The 16,437-nt window shown below is 43.7% G+C and carries 11 protein-coding genes and 1 tRNA gene; 11 read left to right on the top strand and 1 reads right to left on the bottom strand.

The annotated features are described in order from the left end of the window. The first annotated feature begins 6 nt into the window (after nt 1-6). From gatC to GXZ17_RS04765, 5 genes are read left to right on the top strand one after another with little or no spacing between them, the layout of a single operon-like run. Nucleotides 7-333, top strand: coding sequence for an Asp-tRNA(Asn)/Glu-tRNA(Gln) amidotransferase subunit GatC (gatC, locus tag GXZ17_RS04785; protein WP_409376147.1), 327 nt, complete (start codon nt 7-9; stop codon nt 331-333). After that, nucleotides 314-1,792, top strand: coding sequence for an Asp-tRNA(Asn)/Glu-tRNA(Gln) amidotransferase subunit GatA (gatA, locus tag GXZ17_RS04780; RefSeq protein ID WP_409376146.1), 1,479 nt, complete (start codon nt 314-316; stop codon nt 1,790-1,792). The genes gatC and gatA overlap by 20 nt, the downstream gene beginning before the upstream one ends. Beyond that, on the top strand, nt 1,785-3,230 hold the full coding sequence (gatB, locus tag GXZ17_RS04775; RefSeq protein WP_409376145.1) for an Asp-tRNA(Asn)/Glu-tRNA(Gln) amidotransferase subunit GatB: 1,446 nt from the start codon (nt 1,785-1,787) through the stop codon (nt 3,228-3,230). Before gatA ends, gatB begins: the two co-directional genes overlap by 8 nt. A gap of 2 nt (nt 3,231-3,232) precedes the next feature. Next, on the top strand, nt 3,233-6,643 hold the full coding sequence (locus GXZ17_RS04770) for a DNA polymerase III subunit alpha (protein WP_409376144.1): 3,411 nt from the start codon (nt 3,233-3,235) through the stop codon (nt 6,641-6,643). Then, nucleotides 6,640-7,476 carry a tetratricopeptide repeat protein gene (locus tag GXZ17_RS04765; protein ID WP_409376143.1) on the top strand — a complete coding sequence of 279 codons (837 nt, stop codon included), beginning with the start codon at nt 6,640-6,642 and terminating at the stop codon, nt 7,474-7,476. Before GXZ17_RS04770 ends, GXZ17_RS04765 begins: the two co-directional genes overlap by 4 nt. Nucleotides 7,477-7,478: 2 nt before the next feature. Here GXZ17_RS04765 and GXZ17_RS04760 read toward each other — a convergent pair. Further along, nucleotides 7,479-7,566, bottom strand: a tRNA-Leu gene (locus tag GXZ17_RS04760). Nucleotides 7,567-7,622: 56 nt separating this feature from the next. On the opposite strand from GXZ17_RS04760, the gene GXZ17_RS04755 reads away from it, so the two are divergent. From GXZ17_RS04755 to uvrC, 6 genes are all read left to right on the top strand, one after another. Continuing rightward, nucleotides 7,623-8,534 (top strand): 5'-3' exonuclease H3TH domain-containing protein, encoded by a 912-nt coding sequence (locus GXZ17_RS04755; protein ID WP_409376142.1) that lies wholly within the window; start codon nt 7,623-7,625, stop codon nt 8,532-8,534. 26 nt (nt 8,535-8,560) lie between these two features. After that, the gene (locus GXZ17_RS04750) at nt 8,561-9,985 is read left to right on the top strand and encodes a glycogen synthase (protein WP_409376141.1); all 1,425 of its coding nucleotides are present in this window, start codon (nt 8,561-8,563) and stop codon (nt 9,983-9,985) included. A 9-nt stretch (nt 9,986-9,994) separates the two neighbouring features. Further along, on the top strand, nt 9,995-10,582 hold the full coding sequence (gene coaE / locus GXZ17_RS04745) for a dephospho-CoA kinase (protein WP_409376140.1): 588 nt from the start codon (nt 9,995-9,997) through the stop codon (nt 10,580-10,582). Between the two features lie 56 nt (nt 10,583-10,638). After that, complete coding sequence (gene uvrB, locus GXZ17_RS04740; RefSeq protein ID WP_409376139.1) at nt 10,639-12,669, top strand: excinuclease ABC subunit UvrB; 2,031 nt, start codon at nt 10,639-10,641, stop codon at nt 12,667-12,669. Continuing rightward, a complete protein-coding gene (gene uvrA / locus GXZ17_RS04735; protein ID WP_409376138.1) occupies nt 12,666-15,479 on the top strand; it encodes an excinuclease ABC subunit UvrA in 2,814 nt (937 codons plus the stop codon). Before uvrB ends, uvrA begins: the two co-directional genes overlap by 4 nt. Continuing rightward, on the top strand, nt 15,445-16,437 hold a 993-nt coding region (uvrC, locus tag GXZ17_RS04730), incomplete at its 3' end, for an excinuclease ABC subunit UvrC (RefSeq protein ID WP_409376137.1). The genes uvrA and uvrC, both read left to right, overlap by 35 nt.

Here is a 16,437-nt window from a genome sequence, read left to right as displayed (position 1 = left end):
GGTAAAATGAGGGAAGTGATTTCCCTTCAAGAATTGAAAAGGATAGCGCAGGTTTCTAAACTGGAACTTTCGGAAGAAGAGCTCCAGGGGTTTTTTGAAGACATTAATAACGTCGTTTCTCGTTTTGAAAAGCTAAACGATCTTGATCTACAGGATATTTCTCCTACTTCCCATCTTTCCTGGAGTGAGCCTCCTTTCTCCTCTGATGAGCCCCGGGCAGGGGAAGGTGGCGAGGAGGTGCTAAAAGGAGCTCCACAGGTGGCAAATGGTTATTTTGTAGTACCCCGGGTAGTAGACAAAGAGGAGAAGGAAAATGAAGATAGAAGAGTTTAGGGATTTTTCCATTGGAGATTACCATCGTCTTTTTAAGGACAAGGAAATCTCTCCTTTAGAATTGGTTAATCTCTTTTTAGAAAGAATAAAGGAAGGGGAAGATAAAATTCATGCCTTTTTGTTCGTAAACGAAGAAAAGGCAAAAGATGAGGCGCAAAAGAAAGCCGAAAACCTGCCTGATGAATTGCCGCCTCTGTGGGGACTTCCGGTAGCTATTAAGGATAATATCTGCACTCGAGGTATACCCACCACTTGTGGCTCTAAAATGCTGGAAAACTTCACTCCTCCCTATGATGCTACAGTAGTGGAGAGACTTAAAAAAGCCGGAGCTATAATACTGGGTAAAACTAATATGGACGAGTTTGCTATGGGATCTTCTACTCAAACCAGTGCTTTTGGTCCTACCTATAATCCTTTTGACCGGAGGAGAGTCCCGGGAGGATCGTCCGGTGGTTCTGCAGCCAGCGTTTGCTCTCTTGAAGCTCCTTTTGCTTTAGGTTCGGATACCGGGGGCTCGGTGAGACAACCAGCGGCTTTCTGTGGAGTGGTAGGTTTGCGCCCTACTTATGGTCGAATTTCTCGCTATGGAGTGGTGAGTTTTGCCTCTTCTCTGGATCAGGTCGGGTTAATCACTCGTAAAGTAGAAGATGCTATCACTCTGTTAGAAGTGGTGAGTGGAAAGGACGATAAGGATTCTACCTGTGCTCCTTATCCTCCTTTCGGGAGAAGTGAAATCCCAGCTCCAGAAGAAATTCGTAAACTTAAAGTGGGAGTTCCTCGAGAGTATTTTCCTTCTGGATTAGAAAAAGTAATCAAAACAAAAATTCAAGAGGTTCTGGAGAAACTAAAGGAAGAGGAAATTGAAATAGTAGAAGTTTCTCTTCCTCATACCAGTTATGCTTTAGAATCTTACTATATAGTGGCAGCGGCGGAGGCGAGCTCTAATCTAGCTCGCTATGATGGGGTGGTGTATGGCTTGCGTGTTGAGGGAGAGAACCTGCAGGATATGTATTTCAAAACTCGCACCCTTGGTTTTGGTAGAGAGGTGAAAAAAAGAATAATTCTGGGGACTTATGCTTTGAGCTCCGGATACTATGATGAATACTATTTAAAAGGTATGAAAGTGAGGACTCTGGTGAGACAGGATTTCGAAGAGGCTTTCGGGAAATGCGACCTTTTGATTACCCCTACCACTCCCTCTCTTCCTTTCTTTCCTGAAAAAAAAGGAAGAGACCCTTATGAGATGTACTTAAATGATATGTTTACTGTTCCCTCAGCTATGGCTGGGCTTCCCTCTCTTTCTCTGAATTGTGGCTATGATGAGGGGCTTCCCGTGGGGTTGCAGATCATAGGAAGACCTTTTGAGGAAGGGAAACTACTGGGATTGGCTCTTTTCTTAGAAAAACTTCTGGCTCTCCCTTCTCCTTTTCCGCTATTTAAGGAGGATAACAATGAGTGATTTTACAACAACCATTGGTTTAGAAGTTCATTGTCAGTTACTCACTCAGGCGAAAATGTTTTGCCACTGTAGTACTGATTACATTGGAAAAGAACCTAACACTCTGGTTTGTCCGGTTTGCCTCGGCCTACCGGGATCGCTTCCTGTTCTCAATCAAAAAGTGGTAGAGCTGGCGCTCCGGGCAGCTTTAGCCCTCCATTGCCAGATTCTCCCTCAGGGAGTATTTCACCGTAAAAATTATTTTTATCCTGATTTACCCAAAGGATATCAAATCTCTCAGTATGATTTACCCATCGGAGTGGACGGATTTCTGGAGTTTTACAGCCGGGGAGTTAAAAAGAAAGTGAGAATAAAAAGGGTACATATAGAAGAAGATGCCGGTAAATTGATTCACGAAGGCGTCTTTCTTCCTCCTGGGACTTCAGGTGTAGATTGTAATCGATGTGGAATCCCTCTTGCGGAGGTGGTTACTGAACCCGAACTTTCTTCTCCCGAGGAGGCTCGAGATTGTTTGATGATGTTGCGTAACATAGTTTGCTATCTGGGAGTGAGTGATGGTAATATGGAAGAAGGGTCACTGCGGTGTGATGCCAATATTTCTCTTTCTTCTTCTTCACTTTTGGGAGTTAAGGTAGAAGTTAAGAATATGAATTCTTTTCGTTCGGTTTACCGGGCTCTGAGCTACGAAGTGGAGAGGCAAAGGAAATTGTTAGAAGAAGGAAAACCCATTTTTCAGGAAACTCGCCACTGGGATGAGGTAAAAGGAGTGACGGTTTCTGCTCGAGGGAAAGAAGGAGCAGAAGATTATCGCTACTTCCCCGACCCGGATTTGTTACCTTTTTCTATTAAAGGAGAAATGATTGAGGAAATAAAATCGGAGCTTCCTGAGTTACCATTACAGAGAGAAGAGAGGTTCATGACCGAGTATGAACTCTCCCAGGGAGAAGCAGAAATCCTGGTGCAGGATAAGGAAATAGCCGATTTTTTTGAAGATACTTTGCGAGATTTTAATGAACCCCGGATGGTTTGTAACTGGATAACAACGGAGGTTTTTAAAAATTTGAAAGAACTGGGAATAGACATCTCTCAGGCAAGTATTACTCCTGCACATTTAGCTGAGCTGCTTAAGATGGTGGATAAAAAAGAAATCAGTGGAACCATAGCGAAAAGTGTTTTAGAAGAGATGTTTGCTACTGGGGCTCGAGCTCGGGAAGTCATTACCCGGCGGGGAATTTCATTCATAAGCGATGAAAAAGAACTGGAGAACATAGTTAGGGAAGTCATCGAAAAAAATCCCCAGAGCGTAGCCGATTACTTGAGTGGCAAAGAAAAAGCTCTTCAGTTCTTAATCGGTCAGGTAATGAAAGAGACTCGGGGACAAGCAGACCCGGAATTGACCAAAAGTATTTTGATTAAAGTACTTTCCAGTGAGGAGTGAAAATGAGTTTTTCCCACTTACATGTTCATACCGAATACAGTCTTTTAGATGGAGCTATTCGGATTGATGATTTGATAAATAAAGTAAAATCCCAGGGGATGGAAGCGGTAGCCATCACCGACCACGGAGTAATGTATGGAGTGGTGGATTTTTATGCCCGGGCTAAGAAAGCAGGGATTAAGCCCATCATTGGTTGTGAGGTTTATGTGGCACCGGGAAGCCGGTTTGAAAAAACAGTGGTGCGGGGGACTGAGTCCGCTTATCACCTGGTTCTTTTAGCTGAAAATCAAGAAGGGTATAGAAATTTAGTACAGCTGGTGAGCAAAGCCTTCCTGGAAGGTTTTTACTATAAGCCTCGTATTGATAAAGCTCTTCTTCGAGAACATCGGGAAGGCTTAATTGGTCTTTCGGCATGTCTTGCAGGAGAAATTCCCAGCTTGATTTTGAACGGAGAAAGGGAAAAAGCAGAAGAAGTTGCACTGGAGTATGCAGAAATCCTGGGAAAGGATAATTTTTTCCTGGAAATTCAGGAAAACAAAATTCCCGAGCAGAAGATAGTTAACGAGGCACTTTTAGAGATAGGAAGTAAATATGGCATCGAAATAGTGGCTACCAATGACTGCCATTACTTAGAAGCGGAAGATGCTTCAGTGCATGATGTACTTTTAGCTATTCAAACTGCTACCACTCTGGATGACCCCAAGAGACTTCGTTTCCCTACTACAGAGTTTTATCTCAAGTCACCGGAGGAGATGGAGAGAGATTTTTCTTACTATCCTCGGGCTTTAGAAAATGCTTCTTTGATTGCAGAAAGATGTCAGGTGGATTTAGAATTGGGGAAAGTCAATCTTCCCGATTTTCCTGTTCCTCCAGGATTTGATGCGCCAGGATACCTTCGCAGTTTATGTCTTCAGGGTTTAGCGAGAAGATATGGAGAGCCTCCTCCCGAGCGTGCCCGGGAGCAGCTGGAATATGAATTAAAAGTGATTGAGGATATGGGCTATTCTACCTATTTCCTGATTGTCTGGGATTTTGTGAATTTTGCCCGGCAAAAGGGCATAGTGGTGGGCCCAGGGAGAGGCTCAGCCGCCGGTAGTATAGTGGCTTATACTCTGGGGATTACGAGCATTGACCCTTTGCAATATGGCTTACTCTTTGAGCGTTTTTTGAATCCTGAGCGGGTGAGCATGCCCGATATTGATATCGATTTTTGTTTTGAACGGCGGGGAGAAGTTATCGAATATGTAGAAGAGAAGTATGGAAAAACCAACGTGGCGCAGATTATTACTTTTGGAAGAATGATGGCGCGTCAGGCAGTAAGAGACGTAGGAAGAGCTCTGGGCTGGAGCTATGGCGAGGTGGATAAGATTGCCAAGCTAATTCCCGGAGGTCCGGGAGTTACCCTGAAAAAGGCCCTGGAATCTAACTCTCAGCTGCGGGAGTTATCCAAACAGAATAAAGAACTGCAGCATCTTCTGGAGATAGCTTCTCGAATAGAAGGGATGTGCCGTCACGCCTCAATTCATGCTGCCGGGGTGGTGATATCTAATCAGCCGCTTACCGATTATGTTCCTCTGCAGAGGATGGGGGAGGGGGAAATAGTTACCCAGTTTGAAATGGACACTCTGCAAGAGCTGGGGCTTCTGAAGATGGACTTTCTGGGGTTGCGGACTCTGACGGTAATAGAAAAGACCTTGCAGATAATTAAAAATACCAGGCACCAGGAAATAGACCTGGAAAAAATTCCCCTGAATGACGAAGCTACTTTTTCTTTGCTCTCGCGGGGAGAGACCACTGGAGTTTTTCAGCTGGAAAGTAGCGGGATGAAAGAGTTATTAAAGAGGCTAAACCCTTCCGATATTGAAGACCTGATAGCTATTTTAGCTCTTTATCGCCCCGGTCCTTTAGGTAGCGGAATGATTGAAGATTTCATCAACCGAAAACATGGAAAAGTGAAAATAGATTACCCTCATCCAGCACTGGCAGCTATTTTGCGAGAGACTTATGGAGTGATAGTTTATCAGGAGCAAGTTATGAGAATTGCTGCAGAACTGGCCGGTTTTACTTTAGGAGAAGCGGATATTTTGCGCCGGGCGATGGGTAAGAAACAGCCAGAGGTTATGAAAGAGCAGAGAGCTAAATTCGTGGAAGGAGCGCTAAAGAGAGGATGCAGCAAGGAAAAAGCAGAAGAGATATTTGACCTCATCGAATATTTTGCCGGTTATGGATTCAATAAATCTCATAGCGCTGCCTATGCTTTAATTTCCTATCAAACGGCATACTTGAAAGCTCACTATCCCACAGAATATTTAGCGGCCTATCTTACCAGCGTGGCCAATGACAATGAAAAGGTGGCTAAATTCATCGGGGAGTGCAAGAGATTGGGGATTCAAGTTTTGTTGCCTGATATAAACGAGAGTTTGGCCAACTTCACCGTAGTGGGAGAAAATAAGATCAGGTTTGGTCTGGCAGCCATTAAAAATGTGGGCGATATCGCAGTGGAGGAAATTTTGACCCGACGCAGAGAGGGGAAATTCCTGAGTATTTTTGATTTTGTAGAGCGAGTGGATTCTCGAGTCATAAATAAAAGAGTTTTGGAAAGCCTGGTGCAGGCAGGAGCATTTGATGAACTTCACCCCCATCGGGCTCAACTTTTGGCTTCATTAGAAGATATATCTCTTCTTTCCCGTAAGAAAAAAAGCAAAAAAAAACAAAAAAGTCTTTTCGGGGAAGAAAACAATAGCGGAGAAAGCTTTTCCCTCCGGGAGGCAGAAGAGCTACCCCGGGAAGAGCTCTTGAGAATGGAAAAAGAAATGCTGGGTCTCTATATCAGTGACCATCCTCTGAAGCTGGAATCTATCTCTTCTTCCTGGTCTGCTGTTCCTCTGGAGCGGATTTCTAACTTTAGCCAGGAAGTGAGAGTCAGAGTGAGAGGAGTGGTGAGCAAAAGTAAAAAAATCACCACCAAGAATGGAGGCAATATGTATTTTGTCACTCTGGAGGATGAAACTGGTAGCGTTGAAGTAGTTTTCTTTCCCAGACTGGCTTCCCAGTTAGAAGATTATCTTTCTCACAAGCAGGTGATCTGGGTAGTTGGAAAAGTGGACCTGCTGGATAACGGAGAGCGTAAGATAATCGCTGAAGAGCTGATAGATATAGAAGAAAAGAAAAATAACATCTCCACCGTGCATATTGCAATTCCCGAGAAAGAAGATACCCTTAAAACTGTTTACTTTTTAAAAGACTATCTTCGCCGTTTTCCCGGTTCTTTTCCGGTTATACTTCATATCCGGGGAGAAAAGGAAAACTGGGCGGTAGAGCTGGGAAAGTCATTTTGTATTGATTGGAATGAAAAGATAGAAAAGACAATTAAGAATTCTTTAGAGGAGGGAGAGGTCTGGTTAGCAGGATGAAAAATAAAATTGGGAAACTGATTATCATAGTGTGGTTGGTGTTGGGAATAGCTCCAGGGCTTTTGGCTCAAACCAAGGAGGAGTGTTACCAGAATGGCTATATTTACTTTTCTCAAGGTAAGTATGAAGAAGCCAGAGAGTGGTACAGGAAAGCTCTGGAAATAGACCCCAATTTCTGGGAAGCTCGATACTGGCTGGGAAAAACTGAAGAGCAACTGGGCAGGATAGAAGAAGCACTTAAAGAGTGGGTTGTGGTTTTAATGGCTCAACCTGATAATCGGGATGTTTTTCAAAAATGGCGCTATTATGCTCCCTCTTATGTCTCTCTGCAAGAAAGTGATATCCAGAGATTAAAAAGTATATTTCTGGAAGGAGGCACTCCTTCTTTCAGCGAAGAGGAAGCCTGGCAAGAACTAATGCCTAAGGCCTTTCTGCTATTAGGAAGAAAAGATTTTACTTCCCCTTACCTGGGGGCTCGGATAATGAGGTGGGGAGGAAGAAATTTAAGCTCTCTCTTTTACTCCTATGAGCGGAGAGGGTATGAGCAAGCTTTAGACAACCTGCTTCTTAATCTGGATGAGGACCAGGAGCTGGTTTATCAATTTATAAAAGAGTGTGAAGAGCGTTTTGGGGAAGACGAAAATTTCCGGGAGAAGCTTTCTCTTCTGTATGAAAAAATCTTTGCTCAACAACTGAATTTGTCCGGGGAACAAGCGGAAGGAATAAAAAAAGTTGAATTAGAGGTGGAAGGAAGAGAAGTGAAAGTTAGTGCTACTTTATCAGAAGAAGATGCATTACTTCATCCGGACACAGGATTTTATCTCGGGGAGTGAAGTGGTGCCGAAGGCGGGAGTCGAACCCGCACGAGCGCAGAGCTCGCTAGATTTTGAGTCTAGTGCGTCTGCCTGTTCCGCCACTTCGGCTCTATCAGAAAATTATAAGGAAAATTATCTTTTTGTCAATTAGTTGAGGTCAGGAAATGGAAGATAAAAAATTGGTAGTGATAGATGGAAGTTCTTTGATTTATCGTGCTTTTTATGCCATGCCCCATTTAACTACTTCTTCTGGTTTGCCCACCGGAGCTGCTCTGGGTTTTTTGAATATGGTTTTGAAACTTCTTGACGATTATCGTCCTTTTAATATGGTGGTTGTTTTTGACCATCCCCAAAAGACCTTTCGCCATGAGCTACAGGAAAGCTACAAAGCACAGCGTGAAGCTATGCCCGATGAGCTAAAACCGCAAATAGAGACGGTTAAAGAACTTCTGGAGCTCATGGGATTTGTTATCTTAGAGATGCCCGGCTGGGAAGGCGATGATTTGATGGGAACTGTTAAAGAAAAAGCAAAACCCGACTTTCAGGTTTTACTGGTTACTTCTGATTTAGATATGCTGCAACTTCTGGATGAGAGAACCGTACTTCTTCAACCCCACCGAGGAGTTACTAATTTGAAGAAAATAGATTTAGAAGAATTTGAAAAAGAGTGGGGTATCTCCCCCGAGCAGTGGATTGATGTTTTAGCTTTGAGCGGAGACCCCTCAGATAACATTGCTGGTGTTCCGGGGATAGGAGAAAAAACGGCAGTAAAACTAATCAGACAATTTGGTAGCTGGGAAGGAATTTTAAAGAACCTCTCTCTTTTACCTCCTAAGCTCCGGGAAGCCATCGAAAGCAACCGGGATAAAGTGGAGGAAAATAGAAAATTGGTTGCCCTGGAGAGAGACCTCCCCTTAGATTTAGAGATAAAAGCCTGGGGATGGTCAAAAGTGGATAAAAACAAATTGTTCCAGAAGCTGGATGCTTTGGAGTTTCGGAAAGTTAAAGAACGCCTTTTGAAAAATCGAGTGAATAGCGGTTCTCTTTTTTCCCGCTCGAGCGAAGAAAAAGAGTGATATATTAATTATAAGGGAGGATGAATATGGAAGAAGTAATACTGGTTGCCACTGAAGCCTATCCTTATGCCAAAAGTGGAGGAATGGGAGATGTAATTGGAGCGCTTTTTAAGTATCTGCCCGATTACGATTTTTCTGTTACTCTTTTTCTTCCTGCCTATCGAGGAGTGCTGGATAATTATTCCTTTTCTCTGGAGCGAGAGGTGGATTTTTACTTTGGCGATGCGGCAGTGACTGCTCAATTTTTCAAAATGGAGGAAGGAAAACAAAAAATTATAGCTGTACAGGGGAAAGATTTTTTCTCTCGGGAGAGGATGTATGGTTATCCCGATGATTTAGAAAGGTTCATATTCTTTTCCCGGGCGGTTTTTGAGTATCTGGTGAGATGGCAGGAAGGGAATTTCTTAGTTCATGCTCACGACTGGCAGAGCGCTCTACTTTGTGCCTACATAGTAAAATACTGGCCTTCATACCGTACTAAGCCAGAAAAAATAGTATTTACCATTCATAATCTGGCTTATCAGGGCATTGGTCGAGGTGACCTTTTCCGTTTGATTAATCTTCCCGGTCAGTTTTTTACTCATGAATATCTGGAATTTTATGGTAATTTGAATTTGATGAAAGCAGGCTTGATATTTTCTGATGTTATAACTACAGTCAGCCCCACTTATGCTCGAGAGATATGCTCTCCCGAGTATGGAGAAGGATTGGATGGGGTTTTACGAGCTATTTCCCAGAAAAAGAAAATAGTGGGTATTGTAAATGGCATAGATAGAGAAGTCTTTAATCCGGCCACTGATTCTTTGATTCCGGCAAACTATGATTTATCCTCCCGAGAAAAGAAAGCAATAAACAAAGAAAAATTGATTCGGCAGTTTTTCCCGAAGGCAAAGGACTTTTCTCTACCGGTGATTTCTTTTGTCTCTCGTTTAGTAGAACAAAAAGGGATAGACCTTCTTTTGCACGACCCGGCTCACTTTTTTAATTTACCAGCTTACTGGTTTTTCCTGGGAACAGGTGAGGAGATTTATGAGAAAGCTTTAAAAGACATGGAAGAGAGATACCCAAAAGTAAAGGCGGCTATCAGGTTTGATGATGAATTATCCCATTTAGTGTATGCTGCTTCTGATTTGCTGCTTCTCCCTTCCCGGTTTGAGCCCTGCGGAATAAGCCAGATGATTGCCATGAATTATGGAACACTACCTCTCGTGCGTCGGGTGGGGGGCTTGATTGACACTGTGATTGACTATCCTTTTAATCCTTGTCTCAGCACTGGCTTTCAGTTTGAAAACTATTCCTTCTCTGATTTATCTAAAGCACTCACTCGGGCTCTGAACACTTATTTTGAAAATCAAGAACTGTGGAATACCATGGTGATTAATGCTATGCAATCTGATTTTTCCTGGGAAAATTCCATTCCCCGTTATTTAGAAATTTATCGAGAAAGGTAGGAGAAATTCATGTCTCCAGTGTGGGCTATAGGAGGAGGAACTGCGGCAGGCAAAAGCACTGTAGCCCGTATCCTCCGGGAAAAAGGAATAGAAGTATGGGAGCTGGATAAATTGAGCAGGGAGCTTTCTAAAAAGGGAGGGCCTCTGTGGAAGAGCATAGTAAAAACTTTTGGGCCGCAGTTTTTGACCGAAAAGGGAGAGCTTGACCGCACTAAACTGGGAAAAATGGTTTTTCGGGACTGGGAAAACCTTTTTAATCTCAATAGCGTTACCCATCCTGTTCTTCTCCAGGAAGTGCGTAAAAAGTTAGCTTCAGTTCCTCCTTCCCGGATAGTAGCAATTGAGGGAGCTGTCCTTTTTGAGGCTGGTTTTGAGCCTCTCTGGGATAAATTGATATTTGTAGAGGCGGATGAGGCAATAAGGGAAAAGAGGTTATTGAAAACCACAGGACTAAAAGCGAGAGAAATAAGAGACCGTCTGCGCTTACAGAGATTCTTAAATTGCTTGAAAAGAAGAGCAGATTTTATCCTGAAAAATGAGGGTTCTTTAGAGGAGCTGGAGGAAACAATCGAAGATTGGCTGGAGGAGCTGAAATAGAAAATCCTCTGATGGGTTTTTATTGGAGGAAAAAATAGCAAGGAGCAGTAAGGCCAATGAAAAAAGATAGTTTTCATCTTTCTTCTCTTTATGAGCCCTGCGGGGATCAACCTCAGGCTATTGAACAACTGGTGGATGGCTTGAAGAAAGGATATCGGTACCAGACTTTACTGGGTGTTACCGGCTCGGGTAAGACCTTTACCATGGCTAATGTCATCGCTCAAATCAATCTTCCCACCATCATTATCTCTCATAATAAAACTTTAGCTGCTCAATTATACAGCGAGATGAGAGCCTTTTTTCCTGATAATGCTGTAGAATATTTTGTTAGCTATTACGATTATTATCAACCGGAGGCTTATGTCTCTGAATATGACCTCTATATCGAAAAAGATGCTTCCATTAACCAGCAATTAGACCGCCTGCGGTTGAAAGCTACCTCTTCTCTTATGGAGAGAAGAGATGTGGTAATAGTGGCTTCGGTTTCCTGTATTTATGGCATTGGTTCTCCCCGGGAATATGAGAAGAGAATTTTTCACTTGAGGGTAGGGCAGGAATGGAAAAGGGAAGATTTAGTCAGACGTTTCATAGACTTGCTTTACGAAAGAAATGAGATTGAATTCAGCCCCGGGTATTTCCGGATGAAAGGAGATACAGTAGAGATATATCCTGCTTATAGCGAAACTGCCCTCCGCCTGGAATTTTTTGGTCCGGAGCTGGAGTGTATAAAAGTATTTGAACCGGTGAGTGGTAAAACTCTGGAGCGACTGGAAGAAGTGTTCATTTACCCTGCCAAACATTATCTGGTAGATGAAAGTGAATTCGAGCGAGCTCTCCAGAATATTGAAAGAGAGATGGAAGAGAGGGTAAACTTTTTCCTCTCTGCGGGGCGCCTGGTGGAGGCGGATAGATTGAGAAGAAGGACTAAATATGACCTGGAGCTTTTGCGGGAGACCGGTTACTGTCCGGGGATAGAAAACTACTCCCGTCATTTAGATGGGAGAAAGCCGGGAGAGCCTCCCTATACCTTGCTCGATTATTTTCCCTCTGATTATCTGGTTATAATAGATGAATCTCACGTTACCATTCCTCAATTGAGGGGCATGCAGGAAGGAGACCGCTCCCGGAAGAAATCTCTGGTAGATTTTGGTTTTCGGCTTCCTTCTGCTTTTGACAATCGTCCTCTTACTTTTGAGGAATTTGAAAGCAAAGTGAAGAGGTGTATTTTTGTTTCTGCTACTCCTTCTGCTTTTGAGCTGGAGCATAGTGAACAGGTAGTAGAGCAATTGATCAGACCTACCGGTCTTTTAGACCCTCAGGCGGAAATAAGAAAAGCGCGAGGGCAGGTAGAAGACTTATTAGGAGAAATCCGAAAAGTGGTAAAGAAAAATCAGAGGGTTCTGGTAACTACTCTTACCAAAAAGAGCGCTGAAGACCTGTGCGATTTTCTCTACGGGATGGGAATAAAAGTGCGCTATCTTCACTCCGAAATTGATACTTTAGAAAGAGCAAAAATTGTCAGGGATTTGAGGAGAGGAGAGTTTGATGTCCTGGTGGGAGTTAACCTGTTGCGAGAAGGGTTAGACCTACCGGAGGTGGCACTGGTAGCTATCCTGGATGCCGATAAAGAAGGGTTTTTGCGCTCGGAAGTGTCTCTTATTCAAACTATGGGTCGGGCAGCTCGCAATGTAGAAGGTAGAGTTATTCTTTATGCTGATGAGATGACCGGTTCTTTAAAAAGAGCGGTAGAGGAAACCAGACGCCGGCGGAAGGTTCAGGAAGAATACAACCGGGAACACGGAATAATACCTCAGAGTATAGTTAAAGAGGTGCGTACTCTTCTTCCTGAAGAAGGGGTTGTTTCTAAGGAAGCAGAAGAGGTGGTGGAATTAGTGGAAGGGTTGAAAGAAAAAGGAGAAACTAAAGAGAAGTGGATAGAGAAATTGACTCAGGAGATGCAAGAGGCAGCGCGTCGCTTAGAGTTTGAAAAAGCAGCTATTTTGAGAGATGAAATTCTCAAAATAAAATCTGGTAACCGGATAATCAAAGAAAAAAGGAAAGAATTGAAAGTTGGGAATAAAACATGAATCTAAACGGGAAAATCGTAGTTAAAGGAGCACGGGAACACAATCTTAAAAATGTGGATTTAGAAATTCCTCGTAATCACTTTATAGTTATTACTGGTTTATCGGGGTCGGGGAAGTCTTCTCTGGCTTTCGACACCATTTATGCTGAAGGACAGAGAAGGTATCTGGAGTCTCTTTCCTCTTATGCTCGACAGTTTTTGGAGAGAATGGAAAAGCCCGATGTGGACTACATCGAAGGCTTATCTCCAGCTATTGCTATAAATCAAAAAGCTGCTTCTCGCAACCCCCGCTCTACAGTGGGGACAGTTACTGAGGTTTACGATTATATGCGAGTCTTGTTTGCTCGCTGCGGGAAGGCTTTTTGTCCGGAGTGTGGAAAGCCCATCACACGCCAGACTGTTACTCAGATAACTGATGAAATCTTATCTCTGCCATCTGGCACGCGGGTGATGATTTTAGCACCTTTAGTGCGGGGAAGAAAAGGGGAATATCGCAAGCTCCTCGGAGATATGCTGAAAAATGGTTTTGCTCGGGTGATTGTAAACGGGGAAATGATAGAGCTGGAAGACTGGGAAAATGTAGAGTTAGACAGAAATAAAAAACATGAAATTGATTTAGTGGTGGACCGGATAGTGGTAGAAGAAGATGCGGCAAGGAGGATAAGTGATTCAGTGGAGATAGCCCTCCGCTACGGTAAGGGAGTAGTAAAGATGAGAATTAAAGAAGGGGAAGAAGATAGAGACGTCCTCTTTAGCGAGCATTTTGCCTGTGTGGACTGCGGAGTTAGTTTTCCTGAAATCACTCCCCGAATGTTTTCTTTCAATAATCCTTATGGAGCATGTCCGGCCTGTAGCGGGCTGGGATTTTTAAGTTTTGTTGACCCTGACCTTGTAGTTCCCGATCGGTCGAAAAGCCTGAGGGAAGGAGCGGTAGAACCCTGGGGAGAGTTAAACTCTGATAGTTATAGTGGAGAGAGAATTATAAAGTTTTTGAAATCTCACGGGATAAGCTTGAATAAACCCTTTCAAAAACTGAAGGAAGAAGAGAAAGACTTAATTTTCTATGGTGATGGAGGTTTTGAGGGAGTCATCAATTATTTAGAGAGAAAACTGCGTTCTGCTACAGGATGGTGGGAGGAAGAAGAAATATCTCCTTATCTGTCTACGAGAACCTGTCCGACCTGCCAGGGAGACCGCCTGCGAAAAGAGAGTTTGTCGGTGAAAATCCAGAATCTCTCCATTGGAGACCTTTCTCGCCTGACTATTGCTGAGTTACGCTCCTTTTTTTCTCAACTGGAATTTTCCGGGAGCGAACTGATAATTGCTCAACCCATAATGCGGGAGATTCTTTCTCGTTTGAAATTCTTAGAAGAAGTGGGTCTTGATTATCTCACGCTTAATCGCCCCGCTGCCACTCTTTCAGGAGGAGAAGCGCAGCGAATCCGTTTGGCTACTCAAATTGGCTCGGGTCTGGTGGGAGTTCTCTATGTTTTAGATGAACCTACCATTGGTCTGCATCCTCGAGATAACCAGAAGCTGATTTCTACTCTAAAAAATTTGCGGGATTTAGGTAATACAGTTTTAGTGGTGGAACATGATGCCGATACCATCAGAAATGCTGATTTTATCGTGGATATGGGACCAGGGGCAGGAGAAAGAGGGGGAGAAGTAATAGCCCAGGGCTCCCTTTTAGAGATAATGAACGACCCTCATAGTATAACGGGTCTGTATTTGAGCGGAAAAAGAGAAGTGCCTCTTCCTCGAGAAAGAAAGAAACCGGGAGAGGAACGGCTGATAGTCAAAGGAGCGCGAGCCCATAATTTGAAAAATATCACCGTGGAAATTCCTCTGGGGCTTCTGGTGGGGATAACGGGCGTCTCTGGTTCGGGAAAAAGCACCTTGATGGATGATGTTTTGTATCGGTCTTTAGCCCGGACTTTTTATCGTTCCCGGTGGGAAGCAGGGGAACACGATTCTATAGAAGGAGTGGAATTTCTGGACAAAGTGGTGGTTATTGATCAGTCTCCCATTGGTAGAACTCCTCGTTCTAACCCTGCTACCTACACCGGAGTTTTCACGGAAATCAGGAATCTCTTTACCAAGCTTCCTGAATCCCGGGCTCGAGGTTATCGTCCGGGACGCTTTAGTTTTAACGTTAAAGGAGGAAGGTGTGAAGCTTGTCAGGGTAACGGAACGATTAAAATAGAAATGCACTTTCTCCCCGATGTGTTTGTTACCTGTGAGCACTGTAAAGGCAAAAGATATGCCCGGGAGACTTTAGATATTAAATATAAAGGTAAAAACATTGCTGAAGTTCTGGATTTGACAGTAAGCGAGGCTCTTTCTTTCTTTGAAAACATACCGACCATCCGGAGAAAATTAGAGATTTTAGACCGGGTGGGGTTAGGTTATATCCGGCTGGGGCAACCGGCTACCACGCTCTCAGGAGGAGAGGCGCAGAGAATAAAGTTAGCTCGAGAACTGAGTAAAATAGCCACCGGTAGAACTCTATATCTTCTGGATGAGCCAACTACGGGACTTCATTTTGCCGATATAGAAAAACTGCTGGATGTGCTGCTGGAGTTGCGCAGTCGGGGAAATACAGTTTTAATAATTGAGCACAATTTAGACGTGGTCAAGAGTTGTGATTATCTGATTGACTTAGGACCAGAAGGAGGAGAAAAAGGAGGGTATCTAATAGCCAAAGGAACCCCTGAGGAAGTGGCAAAAAATCCCGCTTCCTATACCGGGCAATTTTTGAGGAGAGTGCTTTCCCTTGACCAGGAGGAGCTATACTCGGTTCGAAGTTAAAAAGGAAGACTGGAATAAATTACCCCCGGAGTGCGGGGTGTACACTTTTCGAGATTCCCGGGGAGAAATTATTTATGTGGGTAAAGCGAAAAACATTTTCAAGCGGGTGAATTCTCATCTTCATCACCGTTACTCTTCTCCCCTGAAAAGGGATATGGCAGAAGAAATAGACACCATTGGTTATTTTCTGGTTCCTGATGAGCACCAGGCTCTTCTTCTGGAGAATGAATTAATTAAGACTCACCAGCCCCGTTATAACCTGCGCTTAAAAGATGACAAAAGCTACCCCTATATAGTTTTTTCTCCCGATGGGGATTTTCCAGCAGTGAGAGTAGCCCGGCGAAAAACCACTCCTTTTGGTCAGTTTTTTGGCCCATTTACCGATGTGAAAAAGGTGAAAGAAGGTTTGAAACTTCTGCGCTCTCTTTTTCTCTTGCGAGGCTGCGCTATTTCGGAGAAGCGTTTCCCTCTGGATAGACCCTGTCTGGATTTTGAACTGGGTCTCTGTTGTGCTCCCTGTCTGGGTTCAGTAACTAAAGAGGAATACGGAGAGAGAGTGAAAAAAGCTCAAGATTTTTTGAATGGCGATTATGAGAGAGTTCTTTCCTGGCTGGAGCAGGAGATGTGGAAGAGGGCAGAGGAGCTGGATTTTGAAGAGGCAGCCCGTTATCGGGATAGGTGGGAAGCAGTGAACAAAATTGTGGCTCGATATCAACTGGTTCTTTCCAGGGCAGAAGATGTAGATTTTATTGATATGGCTGGCGATGAAACCCTGGCTTCTCTTATAGTGCTCCGGGTGAGAAAAGGACGCTTGATAGGAAGCGAGAGTTTTCTCACATCAGGAGGGAAGAGAGAAGAGATATTGAGAGAATTCGGGGAGGAATTTTATTTGACTAGATTTAACCTTCCTTCCCGGGTGTGCTGGGAGGGAGGAGAAATACCTGAAATAGAAGAAGAG

The organism is Candidatus Sordicultor fermentans (assembly GCF_012728195.1).
Classification (GTDB): Bacteria; Atribacterota; Atribacteria; order Atribacterales; family Caldatribacteriaceae; genus Sordicultor; species Sordicultor fermentans.
This window is presented reverse-complemented; position numbering and strand designations above follow the sequence as displayed.